20 protein-coding genes and 1 rRNA gene are annotated in these 22521 nt (G+C 32.0%); 17 read left to right on the top strand and 4 right to left on the bottom strand.

The window, feature by feature from the left end; translation table 11 throughout:
- Nucleotides 1-8: 8 nt before the first annotated feature.
- Together J3477_RS25655 and J3477_RS25650 are read right to left on the bottom strand one after the other, a co-directional pair.
- Entirely contained in the window at nt 9-419 is a 411-nt protein-coding gene (locus J3477_RS25655) for a GNAT family N-acetyltransferase (protein WP_228731369.1), read from the bottom strand.
- 77 nt (nt 420-496) lie between these two features.
- The gene (locus J3477_RS25650; RefSeq protein ID WP_206873077.1) at nt 497-985 is read right to left on the bottom strand and encodes a hypothetical protein; all 489 of its coding nucleotides are present in this window, start codon (nt 983-985) and stop codon (nt 497-499) included.
- 250 nt (nt 986-1235) lie between these two features.
- On the opposite strand from J3477_RS25650, the gene J3477_RS25645 reads away from it, so the two are divergent.
- The 15 genes from J3477_RS25645 (at nt 1236) to J3477_RS25575 (ending at nt 17588) form a co-directional block, all read left to right on the top strand.
- Complete coding sequence (locus tag J3477_RS25645) at nt 1236-2126, top strand: class I SAM-dependent methyltransferase (RefSeq protein ID WP_206873076.1); 891 nt, start codon at nt 1236-1238, stop codon at nt 2124-2126.
- 140 nt (nt 2127-2266) lie between these two features.
- A complete protein-coding gene (locus J3477_RS25640; protein ID WP_206873075.1) occupies nt 2267-3100 on the top strand; it encodes a hypothetical protein in 834 nt (277 codons plus the stop codon).
- A 40-nt stretch (nt 3101-3140) separates the two neighbouring features.
- The gene (locus J3477_RS25635) at nt 3141-3662 is read left to right on the top strand and encodes an ATP-binding protein (RefSeq protein WP_206873074.1); all 522 of its coding nucleotides are present in this window, start codon (nt 3141-3143) and stop codon (nt 3660-3662) included.
- A 166-nt stretch (nt 3663-3828) separates the two neighbouring features.
- Nucleotides 3829-4182: a DUF3139 domain-containing protein gene (locus J3477_RS25630; RefSeq protein ID WP_206873073.1), complete on the top strand. Its 354-nt coding sequence runs from the start codon at nt 3829-3831 to the stop codon at nt 4180-4182.
- 40 nt (nt 4183-4222) lie between these two features.
- Nucleotides 4223-4774: a transcription elongation factor GreAB gene (locus J3477_RS25625; RefSeq protein ID WP_206873072.1), complete on the top strand. Its 552-nt coding sequence runs from the start codon at nt 4223-4225 to the stop codon at nt 4772-4774.
- 73 nt (nt 4775-4847) lie between these two features.
- Nucleotides 4848-5750 (top strand): MBL fold metallo-hydrolase, encoded by a 903-nt coding sequence (locus tag J3477_RS25620; RefSeq protein ID WP_206873071.1) that lies wholly within the window; start codon nt 4848-4850, stop codon nt 5748-5750.
- A 673-nt stretch (nt 5751-6423) separates the two neighbouring features.
- A complete protein-coding gene (nifH, locus tag J3477_RS25615) occupies nt 6424-7245 on the top strand; it encodes a nitrogenase iron protein (RefSeq protein ID WP_206873070.1) in 822 nt (273 codons plus the stop codon).
- A gap of 109 nt (nt 7246-7354) precedes the next feature.
- The gene (locus tag J3477_RS25610; protein ID WP_206873069.1) at nt 7355-7681 is read left to right on the top strand and encodes a P-II family nitrogen regulator; all 327 of its coding nucleotides are present in this window, start codon (nt 7355-7357) and stop codon (nt 7679-7681) included.
- A 13-nt stretch (nt 7682-7694) separates the two neighbouring features.
- Nucleotides 7695-8078: a P-II family nitrogen regulator gene (locus J3477_RS25605; protein WP_206873068.1), complete on the top strand. Its 384-nt coding sequence runs from the start codon at nt 7695-7697 to the stop codon at nt 8076-8078.
- Between the two features lie 33 nt (nt 8079-8111).
- Complete coding sequence (gene nifD, locus J3477_RS25600) at nt 8112-9710, top strand: nitrogenase molybdenum-iron protein alpha chain (RefSeq protein ID WP_206873067.1); 1599 nt, start codon at nt 8112-8114, stop codon at nt 9708-9710.
- Nucleotides 9710-11071, top strand: a complete 1362-nt coding sequence (gene nifK / locus J3477_RS25595) for a nitrogenase molybdenum-iron protein subunit beta (protein WP_206873066.1) — start codon at nt 9710-9712, stop codon at nt 11069-11071. The genes nifD and nifK overlap by 1 nt, the downstream gene beginning before the upstream one ends.
- A gap of 502 nt (nt 11072-11573) precedes the next feature.
- Nucleotides 11574-12953 carry a nitrogenase iron-molybdenum cofactor biosynthesis protein NifE gene (gene nifE, locus J3477_RS25590; RefSeq protein ID WP_206873065.1) on the top strand — a complete coding sequence of 460 codons (1380 nt, stop codon included), beginning with the start codon at nt 11574-11576 and terminating at the stop codon, nt 12951-12953.
- A gap of 4 nt (nt 12954-12957) precedes the next feature.
- A complete protein-coding gene (gene nifB, locus J3477_RS25585; RefSeq protein ID WP_206873064.1) occupies nt 12958-15774 on the top strand; it encodes a nitrogenase cofactor biosynthesis protein NifB in 2817 nt (938 codons plus the stop codon).
- A gap of 19 nt (nt 15775-15793) precedes the next feature.
- Nucleotides 15794-16618, top strand: coding sequence for a molybdate ABC transporter substrate-binding protein (modA, locus tag J3477_RS25580; protein WP_206873063.1), 825 nt, complete (start codon nt 15794-15796; stop codon nt 16616-16618).
- Between the two features lie 115 nt (nt 16619-16733).
- Nucleotides 16734-17588, top strand: a complete 855-nt coding sequence (locus tag J3477_RS25575) for an ABC transporter permease (protein WP_206873062.1) — start codon at nt 16734-16736, stop codon at nt 17586-17588.
- A gap of 116 nt (nt 17589-17704) precedes the next feature.
- On the opposite strand, the gene J3477_RS25570 is transcribed toward J3477_RS25575, so the two are convergent.
- Nucleotides 17705-19084 (bottom strand): 6-phospho-beta-glucosidase, encoded by a 1380-nt coding sequence (locus J3477_RS25570; RefSeq protein WP_206873061.1) that lies wholly within the window; start codon nt 19082-19084, stop codon nt 17705-17707.
- A gap of 497 nt (nt 19085-19581) precedes the next feature.
- On the opposite strand from J3477_RS25570, the gene J3477_RS25565 reads away from it, so the two are divergent.
- Nucleotides 19582-20925: a 6-phospho-beta-glucosidase gene (locus J3477_RS25565; RefSeq protein WP_206873060.1), complete on the top strand. Its 1344-nt coding sequence runs from the start codon at nt 19582-19584 to the stop codon at nt 20923-20925.
- 54 nt (nt 20926-20979) lie between these two features.
- Here the strand turns inward: J3477_RS25565 and J3477_RS25560 are convergent, their stop codons facing one another.
- The gene (locus J3477_RS25560; RefSeq protein WP_206873059.1) at nt 20980-21759 is read right to left on the bottom strand and encodes a MurR/RpiR family transcriptional regulator; all 780 of its coding nucleotides are present in this window, start codon (nt 21757-21759) and stop codon (nt 20980-20982) included.
- 607 nt (nt 21760-22366) lie between these two features.
- Here J3477_RS25560 and J3477_RS25555 point away from each other — a divergent pair.
- Nucleotides 22367-22521: ribosomal RNA gene (locus tag J3477_RS25555) — 16S ribosomal RNA — on the top strand; the annotation flags it as partial.

The raw sequence follows: 22521 nt of genomic DNA, 5'->3' as shown, positions 1-22521 counted from the left end.
TATTTTGTTTATATAGATTTTGTAAATATGATTTCCAAAGGTTCATTTTCTAATAATAAGCTTCCAGCATCTTTATAACCTAGTTTTCTATAAAAATGCTGAGCTAGCTCATTAGATTGGGTGGAGGTCATAACTAATTCATAGCCTTTAGCTTTCATTTCAACCTCCCAAAACTTAACTAAAGCCTTACCAAAACCCTTTCCTCTATAAGCTTCATCAAAATACAGCATATTCATAAAGGGAGTGTTGTCCCAAAAATAGTTGAATCTTAACCAGCCAAGTATTTTATTCTCACTATCTTTTACTAACAAAATTTCATTTGATTTAATTTTAATTTCTATTAGTTCTTTAGAAACATGTTTATCATTATCAATAATATATTGAATTTCTGATGAATCTGCATATTGTATATTTATCATTTATATTCACGTCCTTAATAAAAAAATTAGTGCTACAAGGTCTATATAATAAAACTCAATAATTAAACGAACAAAATCTATTTCTTCATAAGAAGCTCTTCTTCATAATTCATTGAACTATATAAATTTTTTAATTCTTCAACCACTTTCTTATCTACAGGTGTGAAACTAAGTTCACTAGTTTCGGTTCCAGTATTTTTGTATAAATAGATTTGATTTTTAGAAAAACCTATTGAGTTTATATAATTTTTAGAGTTATCTTCATTGTCTATAAAGGAAATAATAAAATCGGCTTTTTTCCATTTCTGATTGACTGATACACAATCTATTGTTTTTAAGTAGTCAGCTATTTTGGTTATATCCTCAGAATTTGTAACCATTTTACTCCTACCTGATTCTTTTTTAACACTGGTGATTGTCATGTTTTCAAATTCTACTCTTTTAGTTGTACTAACTTGAATATTGCTAAATGGTTTTATAGTTTCTTTATCCTCAGGTTTAGAACAACTGGTAATTAATAATAGGGTAAAAGATAAAAGAGCAAAAAGAACAGATTTTATTCTCAAAAGATCATCTCCAATCAATAGCAATACGTGTTTACAATTAGTATAGAGTGGGTTTGGTTACATTTCAATTATATTCCAATTACATCCCAATTACAAATTATATAAGACTATATTAATAGATAGAAATTTGATTGCTACTGAAATTTATAGTTTACCAATTAATATACAATATGTGGAATATAATGTTATAATCTGTATATAAATGAACTTATGGATTGAGAAAGTTATTTTATTTGTAGGGGATATTGTTATGAGTGAAACTATATGGAATGAAAAACTTGATTTTTTAAAAGCAATCAGAACTGGTTGGTGTAACATTGATTATATTGAGTTTTTAGTAGAAAAGGTTTGGCAAATAGATAGAGCAGTTAATATAGTAGATTTTGGATGTGGATTTGGATATGTTGGATTATTACTACTACCAATATTACCTAAAGGGAGTACATATACTGGCATTGATTTTAGTGAGACATTAATGAGTGAAGCAGAAAACATTTTTGCTGGATCAGGATATTCTACAAAATTTATTAAGTCAGACTTGAATGAGTATAAATCTGTAGAAATGTATGACATTGCTATATCACAGGCTGTTTTAAGACATATTCCAGGTGCAAAAAACATTGTAGAGAAAATGATACAATCAGTTGTTGAAGGCGGATTAGTAATATGTATGGAAGGCGATCTGGAGATAGAAAAGTCAGGTCAATATTTTGAAGGTTTTGATTATACAGAACTGGATATTCCGAGGTTGCATAGAAAAATGTTTAAAAAAGAACTATCAGATGGGGGAAGGGATTATAGATTTGGTATAAAGATACCTGTTTTAATGCAGCAACTTGGATTAAAAGATGTTGGTGTTAGAATGAATGATTGTGTTAAATTTATAAATCCTTTTGGTGATAAAGTTGAACATGAAAAACAGTACAATGCAATAGTAAAGGCTTGGGGATGGGATAAAAAAATATCAGAGCAAGAAAGAGTAAATCTAATCAATACATTTATACAAAGAGGTTTAAGTGAAGAAGAGGCAAAGAGGTTTGTGGATGGACAAATTAAGATTAGCGAATATGCAAGAGAGTATAAAGGCAGTGCTTTTATAATTCAAGCACCATGCATACTGATTTCATTTGGTAGAAAATAAATCTTTGTAGATATGCAGTATAAGATAATTTAAATGATGTGCTTTAAGTTGAATAAATAGCGGAGGTCAAGTTAAATGAGAAATATGGGCAAATTAAGAAATATCCTTTAATTTAAGACAATTAAAGGAGGAATAAAAATATGAATATTAACAAAAAAGTAATGGAACAGGAAACTAGAAGTTTTTTATCAGTGTTATTTACATTGCCGGAAGTGGAAAAAGTTCAGATAAAAGATGTTTTTATTTTAACTATGGATGATAACTCGAATATCAAAAGGGGCTTAGAGCAATGTTATCATGATAAATATAGTGATGTAGATATAAATGTTTATATAAGATTACATCAAGATGATTATTATGGAGAAACTCCAATCTACAAGAAGTATTTTTCAAGACTAGGAATTCAAGATAGAATATTGGGTATTGTATTTCAAGAAAGAAATGATGATAAAGAAGGAATGCGTATATGTCTTAACAACGGTGTGCGTATTGACTTTTCTTGTTTTTGCAGGTGTGATGAAACTGCTAAGTCATTAAAATACGGACAAACAACTACTGAGAACTCTGAAGAGGAAGAAAAATTAAAATGTAAATATGATTTAGAAAAAGCAGATTGGTTTTGGTTTGTCGCAGTACAAGCTTTAGGTAAATTGATGAGGAAGGATTATTTAATTTCTTCACATTTAGCACATATGCTTATTATGGAAGGGCTAGTGGCTCAGATGCTTATTAGAGACAATCAATATAATACGAACTTTCATAGATTTGGATATTCAGAGCAATTAGAATATCTAAAAATAGATATGTCTTATGTAAATGAATTTAAAATTAATAATGATGAAACTCATAAGCATATTACCGAGCTTTTATATCAGGCAGTAGTTAGTTATGATGAATTAGCTATAAAGTTCAACAATAGGTATGTGAGTAAACTTCAGTTGTTTATGGAAATTTGGAGTGAATATATGAAATAGTAAAGAAATATTTAGATTAATACTTTAAAAGGAGGCAATGATGAAAAATCTAATTTTTATAAATGGAACCATGGGAGTAGGAAAAACAACAACAAGTAAAATACTTCAAAAGCAGTTACCTAAATCAGTTTTCCTTGATGGTGATTGGTGCTGGGATATGTATCCCTTTATTGTAACTGAGGAGACAAAGAAGATGGTTATTGATAATATAACTTATGTGTTAAATAATTTTATTTCTTGCTCTGAGTATGAAAATATTATCTTTTGCTGGGTTATGCATGAACAAAGTATTATTGATGATGTACTATCCAGATTGGTTACAAGGGATTGTAAGGTATATAAGTTCTCAATAATTTGCTCTGAGGAAGCCCTAATAGCAAGAATTAAAGAAGATATCAAGCATGGGATACGAAGAGAAGATGTTATTGAGCGAAGTGTGCCAAGATTGCAATGCTATTATAATATGGATACTGAAAAAATAGATGTAAGTAATATCTCTCCAAATGAGGCCGCAGAGATAATATATAAACAGGTTATTAGCTATGGAGGTACCACTTCCTAATGAAACTTATTATATTTAAAGTCTCTCACCAGAATCCGTGAGAGTTTTAAATATAGATTTAGGATCGAAGTGATACATCTTTAGTAATAAAATCAAATGTATTTTAGATTTAAATATACTAAAGTAAGTTAATAGTGTATTAAATTAGATATTATGTGGGGGAATTATGAAAAAAATTTTTGCTATTATCACTATTATTATAGTTTTGTTTGCGGGTTTTTATATTTATAAAATAAGAAGTTTTGAAAATCAAAGACCTCAAAAAATTACTAATGCTAAAGCTACAATGGAAAAGTACTTAGCTGAAAAAGGCATGAATAGTGGGGATTATGAATTATTTATTGATTATCGTTTAGATAATAAAATGCTTGGCTATGGTGGGTATGTAATTAAAGTAACTTTTAAAGACGAACCTAGCGTGACATACGTATATGATTATACTGGTGAGAAAAAGATATCTTCTAGGTCAATGATAAATAATACTGATCCCGATAATAAAAATTTCAAACATGAAAACTAAAGAGTTCTTATATCTATATTAAATATGATTGATTGGAGTGATGGATATTTTAAATATTAAGAAAAGACCAGTTTATCTTTTGTTATGTGTTATCCTAATTGCACTCATAGTTTATAATGTAAGGCGACCTCAATCTATAAAGATAAAGCCTTACACAGGAAGAAATTTAAGCATTGGAATCATAGGAGAAATACCGAAAGTTCGTGAAAAACAAGTTAAGTTTACGAAGATTCAATTCTCTGATCTAGAAAAAGACAAGTTCGATTTATGTTACGATGCAATCTTTATAACTAAGGAAAATTTATCTGATGCCGCAAAAGCAAAATATGCTCCGATATATAAAAAATCTAACATCCCCTTCTTTTTTATCCGAACTGAGAAGAGCTTTACACCATTTACACTTGAAGAGCTATCATATGAAGAGGCAACAGATTCAAAAGATCAAACATACGTAACAGGTATATTATTTGATGGAGGTAATGTACAAAGCTGGAGATATGGATTATATAACGATATAGAAAACGAAGAAAATATTAAAGCTGTTTTTACAAATGTTTTTCAGACAATATCTGAAAAGGTAGCAGCAAAGTAGTATAATTAATTTTATAAAAATATTTAAGAGTAAGCTAATAATTTTAGAGGAGATATTTTCAAAGAGAAAACATATGAAGATAATAGAAGTTAAAGGAAATACCTTTTGTATAGATACAGGTAATGAGTATATACCATTTTACAAGCTTAATGATAAAGAAATTATTTTATTAGACAGTGGTTTAAAAGCAGAGAGAGAAAGAATAGATAAATTGCTAAATGATAAAAAATTTATGGTCAAAGCAATAATCTGCACTCATGCACATATTGATCATATAGGGAATGCTTCCTATTTTAAAGAAAAATATAATTCGACTATAGTAATGCCAGCTTATGAAGCCCTTTTGTGTAGCTCAATAGTAAATCTTAAGGTTTACTATAACAGTCAAACATTGTCCGAAGTTAGGGAGAATTTTGGACATATGGTTTGCAATACCGATGTTATGGTATCTTATAATCAATCTGATATAGATGTTTGTGGTGTAAGGTTTAATATTGTGCATACTCCTGGACACAGTCCTGCACATATATGCATTGTTACACCTGATGACACTATATACTTAGGTGATGCTCTTTTTAGTTACGAAATTGTGAAGTCGGCTAAACTACCGCATGCGCAAATGATTAGTGAAGATTTAAAAAGTAAGTTAAAGCTTAAAGGTATAAAGCATAGCAAATATATTGTTGCTCATAAAGGCGTATATGACCATATTGAAAATCTTATAGAAGATAATATAAAGCAATATGATGCTGTGGCAAGTAATATTTTTAGTTTAATAGAAGATGGTATGATCATGGAAAATATAAAGACAGCTGTTATTAAAGCTTTTAAGATTAATATAAACAGTAAATATAGATATCATCTTATAGAAAGATTATTTAAGCCATATATTGAATACTTAAGTGAAATTGGAAAATTAGAAACTTATATACATGAGGGTAAACTTATTTATTCGAAAGTAAAAAATATACAATAGTAGTCTGAACTTAATATTAAAATACAAGCATTTAGCTATATAAAATACCACAGGAATTAGATGCTTACACCAGGATGTAAAACACTGCATTATTTAGTCTTAAATAATGCAGTGTTTTTAAGTATTATTCACTTTCTATAGATGAAACACTTCAATCCGAAATTCATTTTCTACATTGACAATTTCGTATTTTAGCTCAAATTCATTATTTGAACTTCCTAGCCATTCTTTAATATCTGTAAGTCTATTTATAGGATTAATTTATCCCGTAGCGTATATGTGGGTGTCTTTTAACATACAGACATCTATGATATTAACATCATTATTGTTTAGTGAATTCAAATAAATCTCAATAGGTCTTGGCAGTTGTAAAAACATAGTTTTGAGTTCAGGGGTTGAACTAGTTTATCAATGCATTCAATTTACTAGATAATAAAATTATGTTACATAACAATGATGAATAAGAACTGAAACTATACTAAAAGTGTGGACTTAAATTAACGGTTTGTTAATGTTTTGAGTAAATAGATAGTGAATTGTCATCGATTTCAAATAATAATTGCGTAATTATTAAGAAAATTAAGAAAAAAATATTGAAATGGCATATGTCACATGATATATTGTTATTAAATTACATTGGTGTAATTTATTAAAATATTAGGGAGGTATTAATATGAGACAAGTTGCGATTTATGGAAAGGGAGGCATTGGTAAATCTACCACTACACAAAATTTAACTGCTGGTCTTGCAACAATGGGCAAGCACATAATGGTAGTTGGATGCGATCCAAAGGCGGATTCTACTAGACTATTACTAGGAGGACTTGCACAAAAATCGGTTCTAGACACATTAAGAGAAGAAGGGGAAGATGTGGATCTAGAGGACATATTGAAAGAAGGTTTTGGTGGGATAAGATGTGTTGAATCAGGTGGACCTGAACCGGGTGTAGGATGTGCTGGTAGAGGTATCATAACATCAATAAATATGCTTGAAAGTTTAGGTGCATACACAGAAGATTTGGATTATGTATTTTATGATGTTTTAGGAGACGTTGTTTGCGGTGGTTTTGCAATGCCAATTCGTGAAGGAAAAGCACAGGAAATCTATATAGTTGCAAGTGGAGAGATGATGGCTTTATACGCTGCAAATAATATTGCAAAAGGTGTACAAAAGTATGCTTTATCCGGTGGAGTTAGATTAGGAGGCATAATATGTAATAGCAGAAAAGTTGACAGAGAATTGGATTTGCTACAAGCGTTTGCAAAGGAACTTGGAAGTCAGCTTATACATTTTGTTCCTCGTGATAATATGGTTCAAAGAGCAGAAATACACAAACAAACAGTTATTCAATATGATTCGGAAGCTGCTCAAGCTGAAGAATATAGAGCTTTAGCAAAAGCTATAGATGAAAATAAGATGTTTGTAATCCCAAAACCTATGACTCAAGATAGATTAGAAGAAATATTGATGGAATATGGTTTGATGGACATATAAAAAGCACTATTCATTCTGCAAAATGAACAGTGCCCTGCAGGGAAAATACCCCGCTTGAAAAAGTATTCGAGAATAATTATAGCATTGAGGATGGAGGATGTAAACATATATGGTAATGATAAAGGCTATTATAAGACCTGAAAAAGTTACTACAGTTTTAAGTGAGCTTTGTGATGCAGGCTTTCCAGCTGTGACTAAGTTTGATGTTGTTGGTAGAGGAAAGCAAAGAGGTGTGAAGGTAGGAGACATATATTATGACGAAATACCTAAGGAAATGCTTCTTTTGGTTGTAAAAGATGAAGATAAAGATGATGTTATAAAGGTTATTATGAGAAATTCAAAAACTGGAATCAAGGGTGCATATGGAGACGGAAAAATATTTGTACTGCCAGTTGAGGAAGTTTATACAATAAGTTCTCATACAAAAGAATTATAGAAGGAGGGCTATTGTGAAGGAAGTATTTGCGATAATTAGAATGAACATGGTTAATAAAACGAAAGAAGCTCTTCTTAAGGAAGGAATAGCAGCTGTAACCTGTAGAAAAGTTGTTGGCAGAGGAAAGAAAAAAGTTGATTTTTCTATAATAGGAGGCATTATAGATGATGGCTCTTTAGGAAGCAGTACTGAAGTTGAAAACATATCAGAAATGCATAGATTAGTTCCTAAGAGAATGCTGGAGCTATTTGTAAATGATGAAGATGTTGAAAAAGTAGTTAATACTATTATGGAGATTAATAGTCATGGAAATCCAGGAGATGGAAAAATATTTGTGATGAATGTTTTTGAGTCTGTGAGAATAAGGACTGGCGAAACTGGTATAGATGCAATTTAAGGCATCTTAAAATTATAAAAAGAGGTGAAGTGAATGAAGGATGTAGTTGATAGGGTTCTAGAAAAATATCCTGCAAAAACCTATAAAAATAGAAAGCAACATATAGTAATCAAAACAGATGAATCACCTAATCCAGTTATTCAAGCTAATGTAAGAACTGTTCCTGGTGTAATAACAAGTAGGGGTTGTTGTTATGCAGGCTGTAAAGGGGTTGTAATGGGGCCAATTAAAGATATGGTTCATATAACTCATGGACCTATAGGTTGCGCTTACTATACTTGGAATGTTAGAAGAAATAAAGCAAAAGGTGAAGAAGGTGAGCAAAACTTTATAGATTATGTATTCTCAACAGATATGCAGGAAAGTGATATTGTATTTGGTGGAGTAAATAAATTAAGACAAGCAATTAAAGAAGCAGTAGAAATCTTTCATCCAAAAGCTATAGGAATTTATGCAACCTGCCCTGTTGGGCTAATAGGTGATGATATAAATGCTGTGGCACAAGAAGCTCAAAAACTGTATGGCATAGATATTTTATCCTTTAACTGTGAAGGCTACAAAGGAGTATCGCAATCAGCTGGTCATCATATAGCTAACAATATAGTTATGGATAGAATCATTGGACGTGGTACTAAGGAAAGAAAGAAGTATTCTATTGCAGTGCTTGGAGAGTATAACATAGGTGGAGATGCATGGGAAATTGACAGAATACTCAGTAAAATAGGGTACAATGTTGTTGCTACCTTAAGTGGTGATGCAAGCTATGAAAAGGTTCAAAATACACATTTAGCTGATGTAAATCTAGTACAATGCCATAGGTCTATTAATTATATAGCAGAAATGATGGAAACAAAGTATGGTACCCCATGGATAAAGGCTAATTTTATAGGTGTTTCTGGTACTATCAAAACTTTAAGAAACTTAGCTAAGTGTTTTGATGATCCATATATATATGAAAGTACAGAACAAGTTATAGCAGAGGAACTAGCAGAAATAGACGGTGAAATGGAGTATTACAAGGAAAAGCTTACTGGAAAAACTGCATGTTTATATGTAGGTGGCTCAAGAGCGCATCACTATCAAACCCTACTAAAAGATATAGGGGTTAGAACTATATTAGCAGGTTATGAGTTTGGTCATCGTGACGACTATGAAGGAAGAGAAGTTATACCTACCATAAAAGCAGACGCAGATAGTAAGAACATCCCTGAAATAACTGTGTACAAGGATGAGAATAACTACCGTGTAATAATACCAAAGGAAAAATTTACTGAGCTTAAAAAGCAAGGAGTTCCTTTATCTTATTATGGAGGTATGGTTAAAGAAATGGAAGATGGTACTGTAATGGTAGATGATTTGAATCACCACGAGACAGATGAATTTATAAAGCGTCTAAATCCAGATATGTTCTTATCAGGCATAAAGGAGAAGTATGTAATTCAAAAGATGGGAGTGCTATCAAGGCAGTTACACTCTTACGATTATACTGGTCCTTATGCAGGTTTTAAAGGAGCTGTAGTATTTGCAAGAGAGTTAGCAGCAGGAGTGTATACACCAGCGTGGAAGTATGTAACTCCACCTTGGAAGGTAGAGCCTATGCTTGAGGGAATAGTTGTTGGAGGTGATATGTAATGTTAGAGGCAACGCCAAAGGAAATTACAGAAAGAAAAGCGTTAAAAATAAATCCAGCCAAAACTTGTCAGCCAATTGGTGCAATGTATGCTGCGTTAGGTATTCATAATTGTCTTCCTCATAGCCATGGTTCACAAGGCTGTTGTTCATTTCATAGAATGCAGCTTGCTAGAACCTTTAAAGAACCAATTATGGCTTCAACTAGTTCTTTTACAGAAGGTGCCAGCGTTTTTGGAGGGGGTGCTAATCTAAAGACAGCTATAAAAAATGTATTTGCTTTATATGATCCAGATATAATAGCTGTTCACACTACATGTCTCTCAGAAACCATAGGAGATGACCTACCAACGTATATTTCTTCAGCAGAAATACCAGAAGGAAAGTTTGTTATTCATGCCAATACTCCAAGTTATGTAGGTTCACATGTTACTGGCTTTGCAAATATGGTTAAAGGGATGGTTAGCTATCTTTCGGAAAATTCAGGTAAGAAAAATGGAAAAGTTAATATAATACCTGGTTATGTAGGTCCAGCAGATATGAAAGAAATAAAAAGAATATTTGACCTTTCAGGAATCAAAAACATAATGTTTCCAGATACAAGCGGGGTTGTAGATGCTCCAACTACTGGTAAATACAATATGTTTCCTAAGGGTGGAGCTAAAATCTCAGATATTATAGATGCAGGAAACTCAGAACTTACAATGGCACTTGGCAGTTTTTCCTCAGAGGCTGGTGCAAAAATGTTAGAGAAAAAGTGTAAGGTACCATTTAGAACTCTTAATGTTCCAATTGGTATAGATGCCACTGATGAATTAATGATGACCTTAGCAAAAGAATTTGAGGTTAATATACCAGAAATTCTTGAAGAAGAAAGAGGTCAATTAGTTGATTTAATGCTTGATAGTTATCAATACTTCCACGGCAGAAAGGTAGCAATATTTGGAGATCCTGACATAGTTATACCACTAACTGAATTTGTCATATCTCTAGGTATGATTCCAAAGTATGTAATCACAGGAACACCAGGAGAGCAATTTGAACTTGAAATAAAAGATATGATGAAAAAAGCAGGGATAGACGGAAAAGTTAAAGCAGCAAGTGATTTATTTGAGCTTCAACAATGGATAAAAAATGATCCTGTAGATTTACTTATGGGCAATACCCACGGAAAACATATCGCTAGAGCAGAGAACATAGCCTTTGTAAGATTTGGATTCCCTATTATGGATAGGTATGGCTGTCATTACTGGCCAGTAGTAGGCTATAAAGGTGCAATAAGACTAATAGAGATAGTGTGCAATGCTATCTTGGACAAGATGGATAGTGACTGCACTGATGAAGAATTTGAATTAGTAAGATAAGCCCCTTTTTGATGCATCACTTCATTTTATTAATTAATATTTTTACCCCGCCTCTTGAATCCCAGAGGAATTTTGGAAATTTGCATTATTGAAGTGGTGCATCTTTAATATAAAAAGATATCGAAGTTTCATCTAAATAAAATATTCTCATATAAGCAAAAGTTATATATTTTAGTTAAAACAGTAGATTTTACTTGAGACTTAGATATCTTTATTCAGGAGTACTTTAGTGGTTTTAGTTAACTTATGGTAATAAATAATTTTATGTGTATTACATACTATGTTTGACATAAATTAATTTGATTCTCCTTAATGGTTGTGAAAAGTTGTAAAAACACTAAACTTAACCAGTGCAACTCACACTAAAATCATTTGATTCTAACTGTTTACAAATATAGTATGTCCTCTAAAAGAACATTAATTATAGAAATAGTCATAGGGATAACTAAATACTAAAGGTACCTCCTGAATAATCTTTAAGGTTTGATTGGAGGTGTACCTTATGGAGTCTACAAAAGGAAAGTTGAAGAGTCAGGAAGAAGAGTCTGAAATATTAAAAGCAAGAGAAGCTTTTGTATGTATTAATTCGAAGGATAAGAAAAATAGCTTAAAGTGCGATGCAGAGAGTGTGTCTGGCTCAGTGAGTCAAAGGGCTTGTGTTTACTGTGGAGCAAGAGTTGTATTAAATCCAATAACTGATGCTTATCATATAGTTCATGGCCCTATTGGTTGTGCTAGCTACACCTGGGATATAAGAGGAAGTTTGAGTAGTGGAGAAGAGATTTATAGAAATAGCTTTTCTACAGATCTTAGAGAAAAAGATGTTATCTTTGGAGGAGAGAAAAAATTATCAGCAGCAATAGATGAAATAGTAGAAAAACACAAAGCCAAAGTTATTTTTATATATGCAACCTGTATAGTTGGAGTAATAGGTGATGATATCGATGCTGTTTGTAGAACTGCAGAGAAAAAACATAATATAAGAGTAATACCTGTTAAATCACCTGGTTTTGCAGGACATAAATCCATGGGCTATAAAGCAGCATGTAATGCACTTATTGAACTTATGGGAAAAGAAAAACCGAAAACAAAGGACACTAAGGCTGTAAATTATTTAGGTGACTTTAATTTGGCTGGAGAGGCATGGATTATAAACAATTATCTTAAGGAGATTGGCATTAAAGTAGCTGCAAAGATTACTGGTGATGGAAGATGTGCAGAGATAATGAATGCAAAAAGCTCTAGTTTAAATATCGTACAGTGTGCAGGCTCAATGACATATCTAGCAAAACGTATGGAGGAACTTTATGGTATACCATATCTTAAAATTAGTTTTTTTGGAGTAGAGGACACTAAACTTTCCTTGTTTAAAATAGCTGATTTTATCGGAGATAAAGCTATGGCAGAACGTGTGAGAGCTTTTGTCTTTAAGGAAGAAAAAGAAATAGAAAAAGAGTTAAAGTATTATAGAAAAAGACTTGAAGGAAAGAGAGCTGCTATATATGTAGGTGGAGGTTTTAAGGCAATTTCACTTATAAAGCAGTTTAATGATTTAGGTATGGAGACTGTAATGGTAGGAACTCAAACCGGAAAAAAAGATGATTATGAGGTTATAAGAAGTCTATGCGCTGAAGGAACTGTAATTCTTGATGATGCTAATCCTGCAGAGCTTGAAAAATTTATGCTTGAAAAAGGAGCAGATATTTTAGTTGGCGGAGTAAAAGAAAGACCACTTGCCTATAAGCTAGGAGTAGCTTTTTGTGATCACAATCATGAGAGAAAAGAAGCCCTGTGTGGTTTTATTGGGGCTGTAAATTTTGCAAAAGAGATAGACTTAACTATCAATAGTCCTGTTTGGGATTATCTTAGACTGGAGGTGTAATTATATGAGCAGCAGAAATTTTGTTAATTTAAACATAAATCCCTGCAAGATGTGTATGCCTATGGGAGCGGTTCTTGCTTTTAAGGGAATAGAAAAAAATATGGTAATATTACATGGTTCGCAAGGCTGCAGTACTTATATAAGAAGGCATATGGCAACTCATTATAATGAACCAATTGATATAGCATCTTCAGCTTTAACTGAGAATGGGACAGTATATGGAGGAAGCAGTAATCTTAAGAGCGGACTTAAAAATATGATAAAGCTTTACAATCCAACTACCATTGGAGTAATGACCACCTGTCTTGCTGAAACCATAGGAGAAGATATTAAAAGAATAATAAATGAGTTTTATGAAGAGGAAGGTTTAGAGCTTAAAGATAAACTTAAGATAATTCCAGTACCAACTCCAGGTTATGGAGGCACTCATGAGGAAGGATACTATAGAGCCTTAAGAGCAATACTTGAAAATCTATGTAAACCTAAGAAGAAAGAGAAAAATGGCAAGATAAATATTATCTGTGGCAATTTAAATCCTGGAGATGTAAGAAATATAAAAGAGGCTCTTAATAAATTTAAGATAAGCTATACTTTGCTACCAGATGTTTCTTTAAATTTGGATATGCCATATATTAATGAATACAGTAGACTTAACCCTGGAGGAACAAAGATAAGTGATATAGAAGATATGGGAAATGCTGTTGCCACTATAGAAATGGGAGTAACAGTTGATGAAGCGTTATCCCCAGGAGTATATCTTAGAAATGAATTTGATATTCCACTTTTTAGATGTGGACTGCCTATAGGTCTTAGAAATACAGATATATTTTTAAAACTTGTATCAAAAGTTATGTTGGAGGATATACCAAAGGAACTAATTGAAGATAGAGGTCGTCACTTAGATTATATGATTGACAACCATAAGCACAATGGAGAGGCTAGGGCAGCTATTTACGGAGAAGCTGAACTAGCTTTGTCATTAGTAAAACTTTGCAAAGAAAATGGAATTGAGCCTAGAATTATAGCTACTGGAGCAAAAAATCCTATATTTATTGATTTGGTAAGAGAAGAACTTAAAGATATTTCAAAGGAATATATACTCCTTGATGATACGGATTTTGAGACTATCGAGAAGTATTCAAAGGAATTAGAGGTCAATGTGATGCTTGGAAATTCTGATGGAAGAAGGATTGCTGAAAAGCTCCATATTGAGATAGTTAGAGTAGGGTTTCCTGTCCATGACAGAGTTGGTGCTCAAAGAAAAATAACCACCTTATACAATGGAACCTCGAACCTAATTGATGAAATTGCAAATGTTATTATGGCTCATAAAGAGCACAGTTTTAGAAAAGATGCTTATAAAAGCTTTTATAAAGGAGATGAGCCTATGGAAATGATGTTATCTAGTAAAGAAGAAATATTTATTCCCTCTAATAATGAAAAGACCTTAACACACCCTTGTTATAACCAAGGGGCTCATGAATATGCCAGAATGCATATTCCTGTAGCACCAAAGTGTAATATAACCTGCAATTATTGCAGTAGAAAATACGATTGTCCAAATGAAAGTAGACCAGGGGTAACTAGTGAAGTTTTAACACCTGAAGAGGCCTTAGAGAAGTTTAAAGCAGTAAAAGAAAAAATAGGTAACCTAAAGGTACTAGGCATAGCTGGACCTGGTGATGCTTTAGCAAACTTTGAAGAAACAAAAAGATCTATAGAGTTAATTAAAAACCAATTTCCTGATGTAACTATATGCCTATCTACAAATGGACTTATGCTTCCATTTTATGCAAATGAACTATTAAACCTTGGAGTATCCCATTTAACCATAACTATAAATGCTGTAGATCCTAAAATAGGAGGGAAAATTTATAAAAATGTAAATTTCCTTGGAAATTCCTACACAGGAGAGGAAGCTGCTGAGATACTACTTAAAAATCAGCTTATGGGCCTTAGGTATCTTTCTTCTAAAGGGATGATTTGCAAGGTGAATACTGTAATGATTAAAGGAATTAATGATAATCATATAGAGGAAGTTGTGAAAAAGGTTAAAGAATGTGGGGCTTTTATTACAAACATAATGCAGCTTATACCTGTAAAGGGAAGTGCTTTTGAAAATCTTCCTTTAGTAAGTAACATAGAGCTAAATACAATGAGAAAAAAGTGTGAAACTCATATAAAGCAAATGTATCATTGCAAACAATGCAGAGCTGACGCTATAGGAACTTTATCCTTGGACAGATCTATAGAGTTTAGAAGCCTTAGAGGCTGTTCTTCAGGATGTGGAAGTGGTAGGGAAACAGAAAAAGAACAGATACTAATAAAATCAAAGGAAATACCAAAATCTGAAGAATTAGTAGAAGCAGAAAAAATAATAAAGCCAGAAACTATTTCGGACTCTAAAGAAGCTCTAAATATTGAAGAAACGTTAAATAATGAAGGATTAATAAGATTTCACCAAGCAGAAGCTGAGCAAAAATACAGATTTGCTATAGCTACCAAAACTGGCATAAACATTGATCAACACTTTGGACATGCAACTGAATTTCATATCTATGAATATTTCAAAGGAGATATAAGCTTTTTAGAGATAAGGAATACAGAAAAATACTGCACAGGAATTACTGACTGTGATGATCATGAGGACAAGATTAAGAAAACAATTATGACTATAGAAGACTGCTCAGCTGTATTAGCTATGAGAGCAGGTGATTCGCCAGTAAAAACTTTAGCTGAAAAAGGGATAGAAGTTTTTCAGATGTATGATGGTATAAATAGTGGAATTAACAAGGCCATAGAAGCTATGGGAGTTTTATAAATTAAAGAAGGTGTAAAAAGTGAAGTTTAATTTGAAGAATAAAAATATAGCTGTCTTACTATTAACTTTTGCATTAGCTGTTGGAGCTGTTGGGTGCAAGGCTAAAGAAAAAGAAGTTACAGCTACAGCTAAAACAAAAGAGATAACTGTTTTCGCTGCAGCTAGTCTAACAGAATCCTTTACTGAAATAGGAAAAAGCTTTGAAAAACAGAATAATGTAAAAATTAAGTTCAATTTTGCAGGAAGTCAGGATTTAGCTAGTTCTATAAAAGCAGGGGCTGGTGCAGATATATTTGCTTCTGCCAATAAAAAATATATGGACGACTTAATAAAATCAGAACTTATATCTAAGAATAATACTTTTACTAAAAATACATTAATAGTATGTAAAAGCAAAAAATCTGATACAGGAATAAAGAATTTAAAAGATCTAGGAAAAGATGGAGTTAAGGTTATTGTAGGAGATAAATCTGTTCCTTGCGGAAGCTATTTTTATACTGCACTAGATGCTGCTGTTAAAGATTCCTCTATTACAGCTGATGAAAAGTATAAAATATTAAAGAATATAAAAAGTCAGGAACTAAATGTTAAGGATATAGTAACCAAAGTGCAGTTAGGTGATGGAGACGTAGGCATTGTATATAAAAGTGATATAACTGAAGCTAACAAAAAGGATTTGGATATGATTAAAATTGATGAGTTCGCAAAGATAAATGTAGAATATCCTATTGGCATAGTTAAGAATACAAAAAATAATCAGGAAGCAGAGGCCTTTGTTAATTATGTAAATAGTAAAGAGGGTAAGGAAGTATTAAGTAAATATGGTTTCGAAACAGATAACTAAAAATGGAAGATAAGAATTACTGTTTCAATTTGATTAAAGATGTGCTACTTCAATTTAAAAGTAATTTAAATGGTAAGTGGGACATCTTTAAAACAATAAAAAGGGGTTAAAGCTTATGGTAGAAAGAAAAGTTCAGTTCAGAGTAAAACATAATAGCAGGTTTAGTATAAATATCTTGAAGTTTAATATTAAAAGCCAATTAATCTCTGTTTTTATAGTTATAGTAGTATTTGGATTAATAATAGAGTTAACACTACCAGCATTATCACTTCTGAAATATTCAGGACTAACTGGATTTTTTGATATATTGAAAGAAGAAGATACGAAAGTCTGTATAATTCTTAGCTTGAAAACCTCATTTTTGTCATTGCTTTTAACCTTTTTATTAGGTACAACTACGGTATTCTATCTTCATAAGATTAAAAATCAAATTCTGTATAAGGTGTTAGATATACTGATAGAATTGCCAATAGTTTTTCCTCCATCCATAGCTGGACTGGGGCTTTTACTTACCTTTGGACAAAGTGGTGAGATAGGAAGACTTGCAAGTTATTATGGGCTTAATATAGTATTTACCCAAATAGCAGTAATCATGGCTCAATTTTTTGTATCTACTCCTTATTTTATTAGAATTGTAAGCAATGCTTTAAAGGAAGTGCCTCTTGAACTTTTTGAAGCAAGCTACGTCTTTGGAGCAGGAAAAAGAAAGACCATGTTTTTAATAATAATACCAATGCTTAAAAAATACATAGTTTCTGGCTTGATTTTGGCATGGATAAGAGCTTTAGGGGAGTTTGGAGCAACTCTCATGTTTGCTGGAAATGTGCAAGGAATAACGAGGACCATACCTCTTCAGATTTATTCCTATATGCAAACTGACCTTAATAAAGCTACAGCTTTGGCAGCACTTATGTATATATTATCTTTTGTGATGCTGATTTTTGTACGATTTATAACTAAAGAGGAATAACTTTAAAGCAAAAACTGCCAGCAAATAAATGCTGACAGTTTCTACTTAGGGTTTATATATTTTTATAGTGAGTATATTAACTCAGCTAGTTTTAAGGGCTAAATTAATTTGTGATACTAATCTAGGTTAGCAGCAACTTCGTCTTTAACAGTTACACCGTTCTTTTCAAGCTCAGCTATCTTTTCAGCAAATTGAGGTAAATGCTTCTTGTGAGCGATTAATAATTCATCTAACACACGCTTAGCAGTTGAACCACCAGGGATTTGTGGATTTAAGATGAATGCTTGTAATGCAAGTCCATAATCACCAGTAACAGCAGCTTCACATGCACAAAGTTCCATGTTCTTCATAAGCTGTAACCATCCACGTTGTGCTGGTTCTAATGATCCAAATGCTATTGGAAGAGCACCTTTACCTGAAATATAAGCAGAAACTTCAACTACACAGTCAGCTGGTAGATCAGGAACAGCTCCGTTATTCTTTGTTGAAACAACGATGTGAGATTTCTTATCAGCATAGATAGAAAGTATTGTTTCACAAGCTGCATCTGAGTAGTGTGTACCACCACGTTTAGTTAATTGTTCTGGTTTGTAGTTTAAGTTAGGATCTTTATATAATTCAAAAAGTTCAGCTTCAGTTTGTTTAACTTGTTGTCCACGAGTTCCAACACCGTTAAATTCTTCTATGCCATGCTTTAACATTTCTTCTTGTAAGTAATAATATCTATGATATCCACATGGTATTAAATTCATTTGTTCTAATTGTTCTCTGATAAATGGAACATCATGAATGTTTGCAGGTATACCTGAGTCATTGCTGTACATTTTATCAATAATTTGAGCAGTAACGTCATTTCCATTTTTGTCACTTACTTTATGCCAGTGGAAATGGTTTAGACCTGCAAATTGATATGTTAAATCTTCTAATTTTACACCAAGCATTTCTGGTTCTTTCATCATAGCACCAACTGGTACGTTACAAAGTCCGATAACCTTGTCCCATTTTCCGTATCTTACAACAGCTTCAGTTACCATACCACTTGGATTTGTGAAGTTAACAAGCCATGCGTTAGGGCATAATTCTTTCATATCCTTAACTATGTCAAGAATTATAGGAATTGTTCTGAAAGCTTTAAATATACCTCCAGCACCATTTGTTTCTTGTCCTAACATTCCATAAGAGAAAGGAATTCTTTCATCTTTTATACGTGCATTTAGTAATCCAACTCTAAATTGAGTAGTTACGAAATCTGCATCCTTTAATGCTTGCCTTCTATCTAAAGTTAGGTGTACTTTAACATCGTATGGTGAAGCGTCCCACATACGTTGTGCCATAGCACCAACTATTTCTAACTTTTCTTTACCTGCCTCAATATCAACTAACCAAATTTCTCTGATTGGTAGTTCTTCATATCTCTTTATAAAACCTTCCATTAATTCTGGAGTATAGCTACTACCTCCACCGATTGTTACGATTTTAACTGGTTTCTTTTCCATATCAATACCTCCTCAACTAATCTACTTAAACAATAAACAATAATCAAAAGCATTTCAACATTGTTTCAATTCGTGAAACGATTTTCAGATTAAGAAAACGTTATGATATATATTTACTATTTGAGATAGTAATTTATGAAAGAGTTTTTATGACTAAAGTTATCTATTTGCTTGATTAGAGTAATAGTAATAAATCCATTTCCTCTGTTGAATAATTTGCTGATTTTAATAATAGTGTGCCATTAAATTCTTGCTTAATAAAAGGGGTAGATGTAAACACAAAAAATGGATAGAAGCAAACTGCTATTGATAGGGCAGGAAGGAGAAATAATCAAGAAGTTATTTATTTGCTAGAAGCTCATTATAGATTTAATGGTTAATATAGTTAGCAATGAACAAAAAGGATATTATAGATTTTCAAAATATGAAAATTTATGATATCCTTTTCAGCTTCATATATAATTATAATTATTATAAAACAAAAAAAGAGGGATAATATGAGAAGAGATAAAATTAAGATTGTTACAATAGGAGGTGGCTCTAGCTACACCCCTGAGTTAATAGAAGGATTTATTAAACGTAAAGATGAGCTTCCCATTAGTGAAATATGGCTTGTAGACATAGAAGAAGGAAAAGAGAAGTTAGAGATTGTGGGTAATCTAGCGAAACGTATGGTTGAAGATGCTGGTCTTGATTGGAAAGTATATTTAACCTTAGACAGACGAGAAGCCCTAAAAGATGCAGACTTTGTATCTACTCAGCTTAGAGTGGGGCTTTTAGCTGCAAGAATAAAGGATGAGAGGATTCCTCTAAGTCATGGTGTTTTAGGTCAAGAAACTAATGGTGCCGGTGGAATATTTAAAGCCTTTAGAACCATTCCTGTGATATTAGATATAGTCGAAGATATGAAGGAATTATGTCCTAATGCTTGGTTAATTAATTTTACCAATCCAGCAGGAATGGTAACAGAAGCGATACTCAATTACAGTAAGTTTGAAAAAGTAGTGGGAGTGTGTAATGGACCAATAGGCCATATAATGGAGGAGTCAAAACTTATTAACAAAAATCCTGATGAGCTTTTCTTTCATTTTATTGGATTAAATCATTTGCACTGGCATAAGGTCTATGACAATGAAGGTAATGATTTAACAACAAATGTTATGGATGCCATATTTGAGGACAGTAAAAAGGAAAAGAGAAGCTTGAATGAGCTACCTTTTATGGAGGAACAAATTAGAAATTTAGGAATGCTTCCATGTGGATACCACAGATATTATTATCTAACAGATGAGATGGTGAAAAAAGAAATTAAAGAATTTAATGCTACATCTACTAGAGCTGAAGTAGTTAAAAGGGTTGAAGATGAATTGTTTGAGCTTTATAAAGATGTTAATTTAAAGGAAAAGCCAGAGCAATTATCTCGTCGTGGTGGTGCGTATTACTCCGACATAGCTTGTGAAATAATAAGTTCAATTCACAATAATAAAGGTAAAGTTATGGTAGTAAATACAAGAAACAAAGGGGCGCTAACAGATCTTCCTTACGATGCTTCTATTGAAATAACAAGTCATATTACAGCTAGTGGTCCAAAACCAATAACTTATGGAAAATTGAATTCAGCTATTAGAGGTTTAGTTCAAGTTATGAAGTCTATGGAAGAACTTACGGTGGAGGCTGCGGTAACTGGAGATTATGGTACAGCACTTCAGGCATTTATTATGAATCCACTAATTCCAAGTGGAAACATTGCTAAGCAATTGTTAGATGAAATGTTAATTGCACATAAAGACTATCTTCCTCTGTTTAAAGTTGTAATACAAGAAATGGAAAAGTCATTGTAGTTTCAACGATTTTTTTATTTCCATACAATAAAGAAAACCTGTAAACTTTCAAGTTTATAGGTTTTCTTTATGTACATGCTCGAAGTATTTTAGTGGTATTAAATTTGCATAACACTGTAAAATCATAGATGAGCTTAATTCATATTTATTTGGTAGTGAGATTATATGATCTATAAATGATGGTGGTGCTTTTACTATAGAAGTAGTTATCATATATATCTTTGGTTTATTCTTCTTATCAAAAAATCCATCTCTTTGAAATAATCTGGAAAAATACGTGCCTGAAGCTGAGAATATAATAATTAAGTTTTCCTTGGTTGCAGCTTCAATAAATTGTTTTTGGTCTATGTAAGGCATTCGTGTATATACCATCTTACCATTTGAAAATAAGTCGTGCTGAAGAGACACAGCTATATTTCCAGACTGCATATGGCCAAAGGCAGCAACTTTATCGTATTTAAACAAGTCTTCTACTAGGTCATTTAAAATCTTTGAATTTAAGGATTCTTTAACTAGCTGAAGAGCTTTTATTGTTTCATCTATAAACTGAGTTGTACTGTTTTCTAAACTTGCAATAGGATAATATTTTTCTATTACATCAGTTCTTCTATTCTGGCAAATAAATTTAAACTCATAAAAATTATCTACACCAATCTGTTTACAAAATCTACTTACAGTAGCCTTAGAAACATTGCAATTTTTAGCAATAGTAGACATTGAAAGATCTTCTAGAGCATTTATATTTAATAGAAGATAATTAGCAATTTTAAAGTTTACTGAATCTTCATCTAAAGTATTTATTACATTTAATAATAAGATAATAATACTAGGCATTTTATTTCACCCCCATATATTATGGTACCATATTGTTGCTGAAAAGTAAGTAAAGTATTAATTTGTACATTTAAAAAGTATAAAGTTCAATTAAGTTATTAGAAAGTAATTCAAAAGATAGTTTTTATCTAGAGGATTAATTTATTGTTTAAGTAATCTTCCCCTCAAAATGTACCGTTATTTATATTTATGCCTATAAAAAATAGATTTTTTGGGGAAAACACTTCCAAGTGTATCAATCAGTGAAATACTTAGAAATATGGAGAAATATTAAAAAAATGCATAAATAAATTATTCTCAGGGTATATTACATATTATTGAGCATTAATATATGTGATATCATAGTCTATGTCGCTGCAACACAGTTCGACAAAATAACACAAAATTTTAAAGTGAAATTTAAATTAAATTTAAAAAAGCTTTAAAAATGTGTTGACAAAGAAATCTTACGATGGTAAGATATAAAAGCTGTCAGAAAAACAGCAAAAATAACTTGGTCTTTGAAAATTAAACAGAGAAGATAAACAAAGTCTAAAACTAGACTTAAACTAAACCAGCAATTCTTTTGAAAAAAGACTTACTAAGTAAGTAAGCTATGATTAAACTTTAAATTGAGAGTTTGATCCTGGCTCAGGACGAACGCTGGCGGCGTGCCTAACACATGCAAGTCGAGCGGAGAAAGTTCTTCGGAACTTTCTCAGCGGCGGACGGGTGAGTAACACGTGGGTAACCTGCCTTATAGAGGGGGATAGCCTTCCGAAA

Origin of the sequence: Clostridium zeae, assembly GCF_017312485.1 — a bacterium.
Lineage (GTDB): Bacteria > Bacillota > Clostridia > Clostridiales > Clostridiaceae > Clostridium_AR > Clostridium_AR zeae.
Note: the sequence above shows the minus strand (reverse complement) of the source record. Positions and strands in the feature narration are given on the sequence as shown.

Coding starts and splice junctions, on each gene's coding strand:
- J3477_RS25655 (WP_228731369.1), bottom strand. CDS start 419: ATGATAAATATACAATATGCAGATTCATCAGAAATTCAATATATTATT.
- J3477_RS25645 (WP_206873076.1), top strand. CDS start 1,236: ATGAGTGAAACTATATGGAATGAAAAACTTGATTTTTTAAAAGCAATC.
- J3477_RS25640 (WP_206873075.1), top strand. CDS start 2,267: ATGAATATTAACAAAAAAGTAATGGAACAGGAAACTAGAAGTTTTTTA.
- J3477_RS25635 (WP_206873074.1), top strand. CDS start 3,141: ATGAAAAATCTAATTTTTATAAATGGAACCATGGGAGTAGGAAAAACA.
- J3477_RS25630 (WP_206873073.1), top strand. CDS start 3,829: ATGAAAAAAATTTTTGCTATTATCACTATTATTATAGTTTTGTTTGCG.
- J3477_RS25625 (WP_206873072.1), top strand. CDS start 4,223: ATGGATATTTTAAATATTAAGAAAAGACCAGTTTATCTTTTGTTATGT.
- J3477_RS25620 (WP_206873071.1), top strand. CDS start 4,848: ATGAAGATAATAGAAGTTAAAGGAAATACCTTTTGTATAGATACAGGT.
- nifH (WP_206873070.1), top strand. CDS start 6,424: ATGAGACAAGTTGCGATTTATGGAAAGGGAGGCATTGGTAAATCTACC.
- J3477_RS25610 (WP_206873069.1), top strand. CDS start 7,355: ATGGTAATGATAAAGGCTATTATAAGACCTGAAAAAGTTACTACAGTT.
- nifD (WP_206873067.1), top strand. CDS start 8,112: ATGAAGGATGTAGTTGATAGGGTTCTAGAAAAATATCCTGCAAAAACC.
- nifK (WP_206873066.1), top strand. CDS start 9,710: ATGTTAGAGGCAACGCCAAAGGAAATTACAGAAAGAAAAGCGTTAAAA.
- nifE (WP_206873065.1), top strand. CDS start 11,574: ATGGAGTCTACAAAAGGAAAGTTGAAGAGTCAGGAAGAAGAGTCTGAA.
- nifB (WP_206873064.1), top strand. CDS start 12,958: ATGAGCAGCAGAAATTTTGTTAATTTAAACATAAATCCCTGCAAGATG.
- J3477_RS25575 (WP_206873062.1), top strand. CDS start 16,734: ATGGTAGAAAGAAAAGTTCAGTTCAGAGTAAAACATAATAGCAGGTTT.
- J3477_RS25570 (WP_206873061.1), bottom strand. CDS start 19,084: ATGGAAAAGAAACCAGTTAAAATCGTAACAATCGGTGGAGGTAGTAGC.
- J3477_RS25565 (WP_206873060.1), top strand. CDS start 19,582: ATGAGAAGAGATAAAATTAAGATTGTTACAATAGGAGGTGGCTCTAGC.
- J3477_RS25560 (WP_206873059.1), bottom strand. CDS start 21,759: ATGCCTAGTATTATTATCTTATTATTAAATGTAATAAATACTTTAGAT.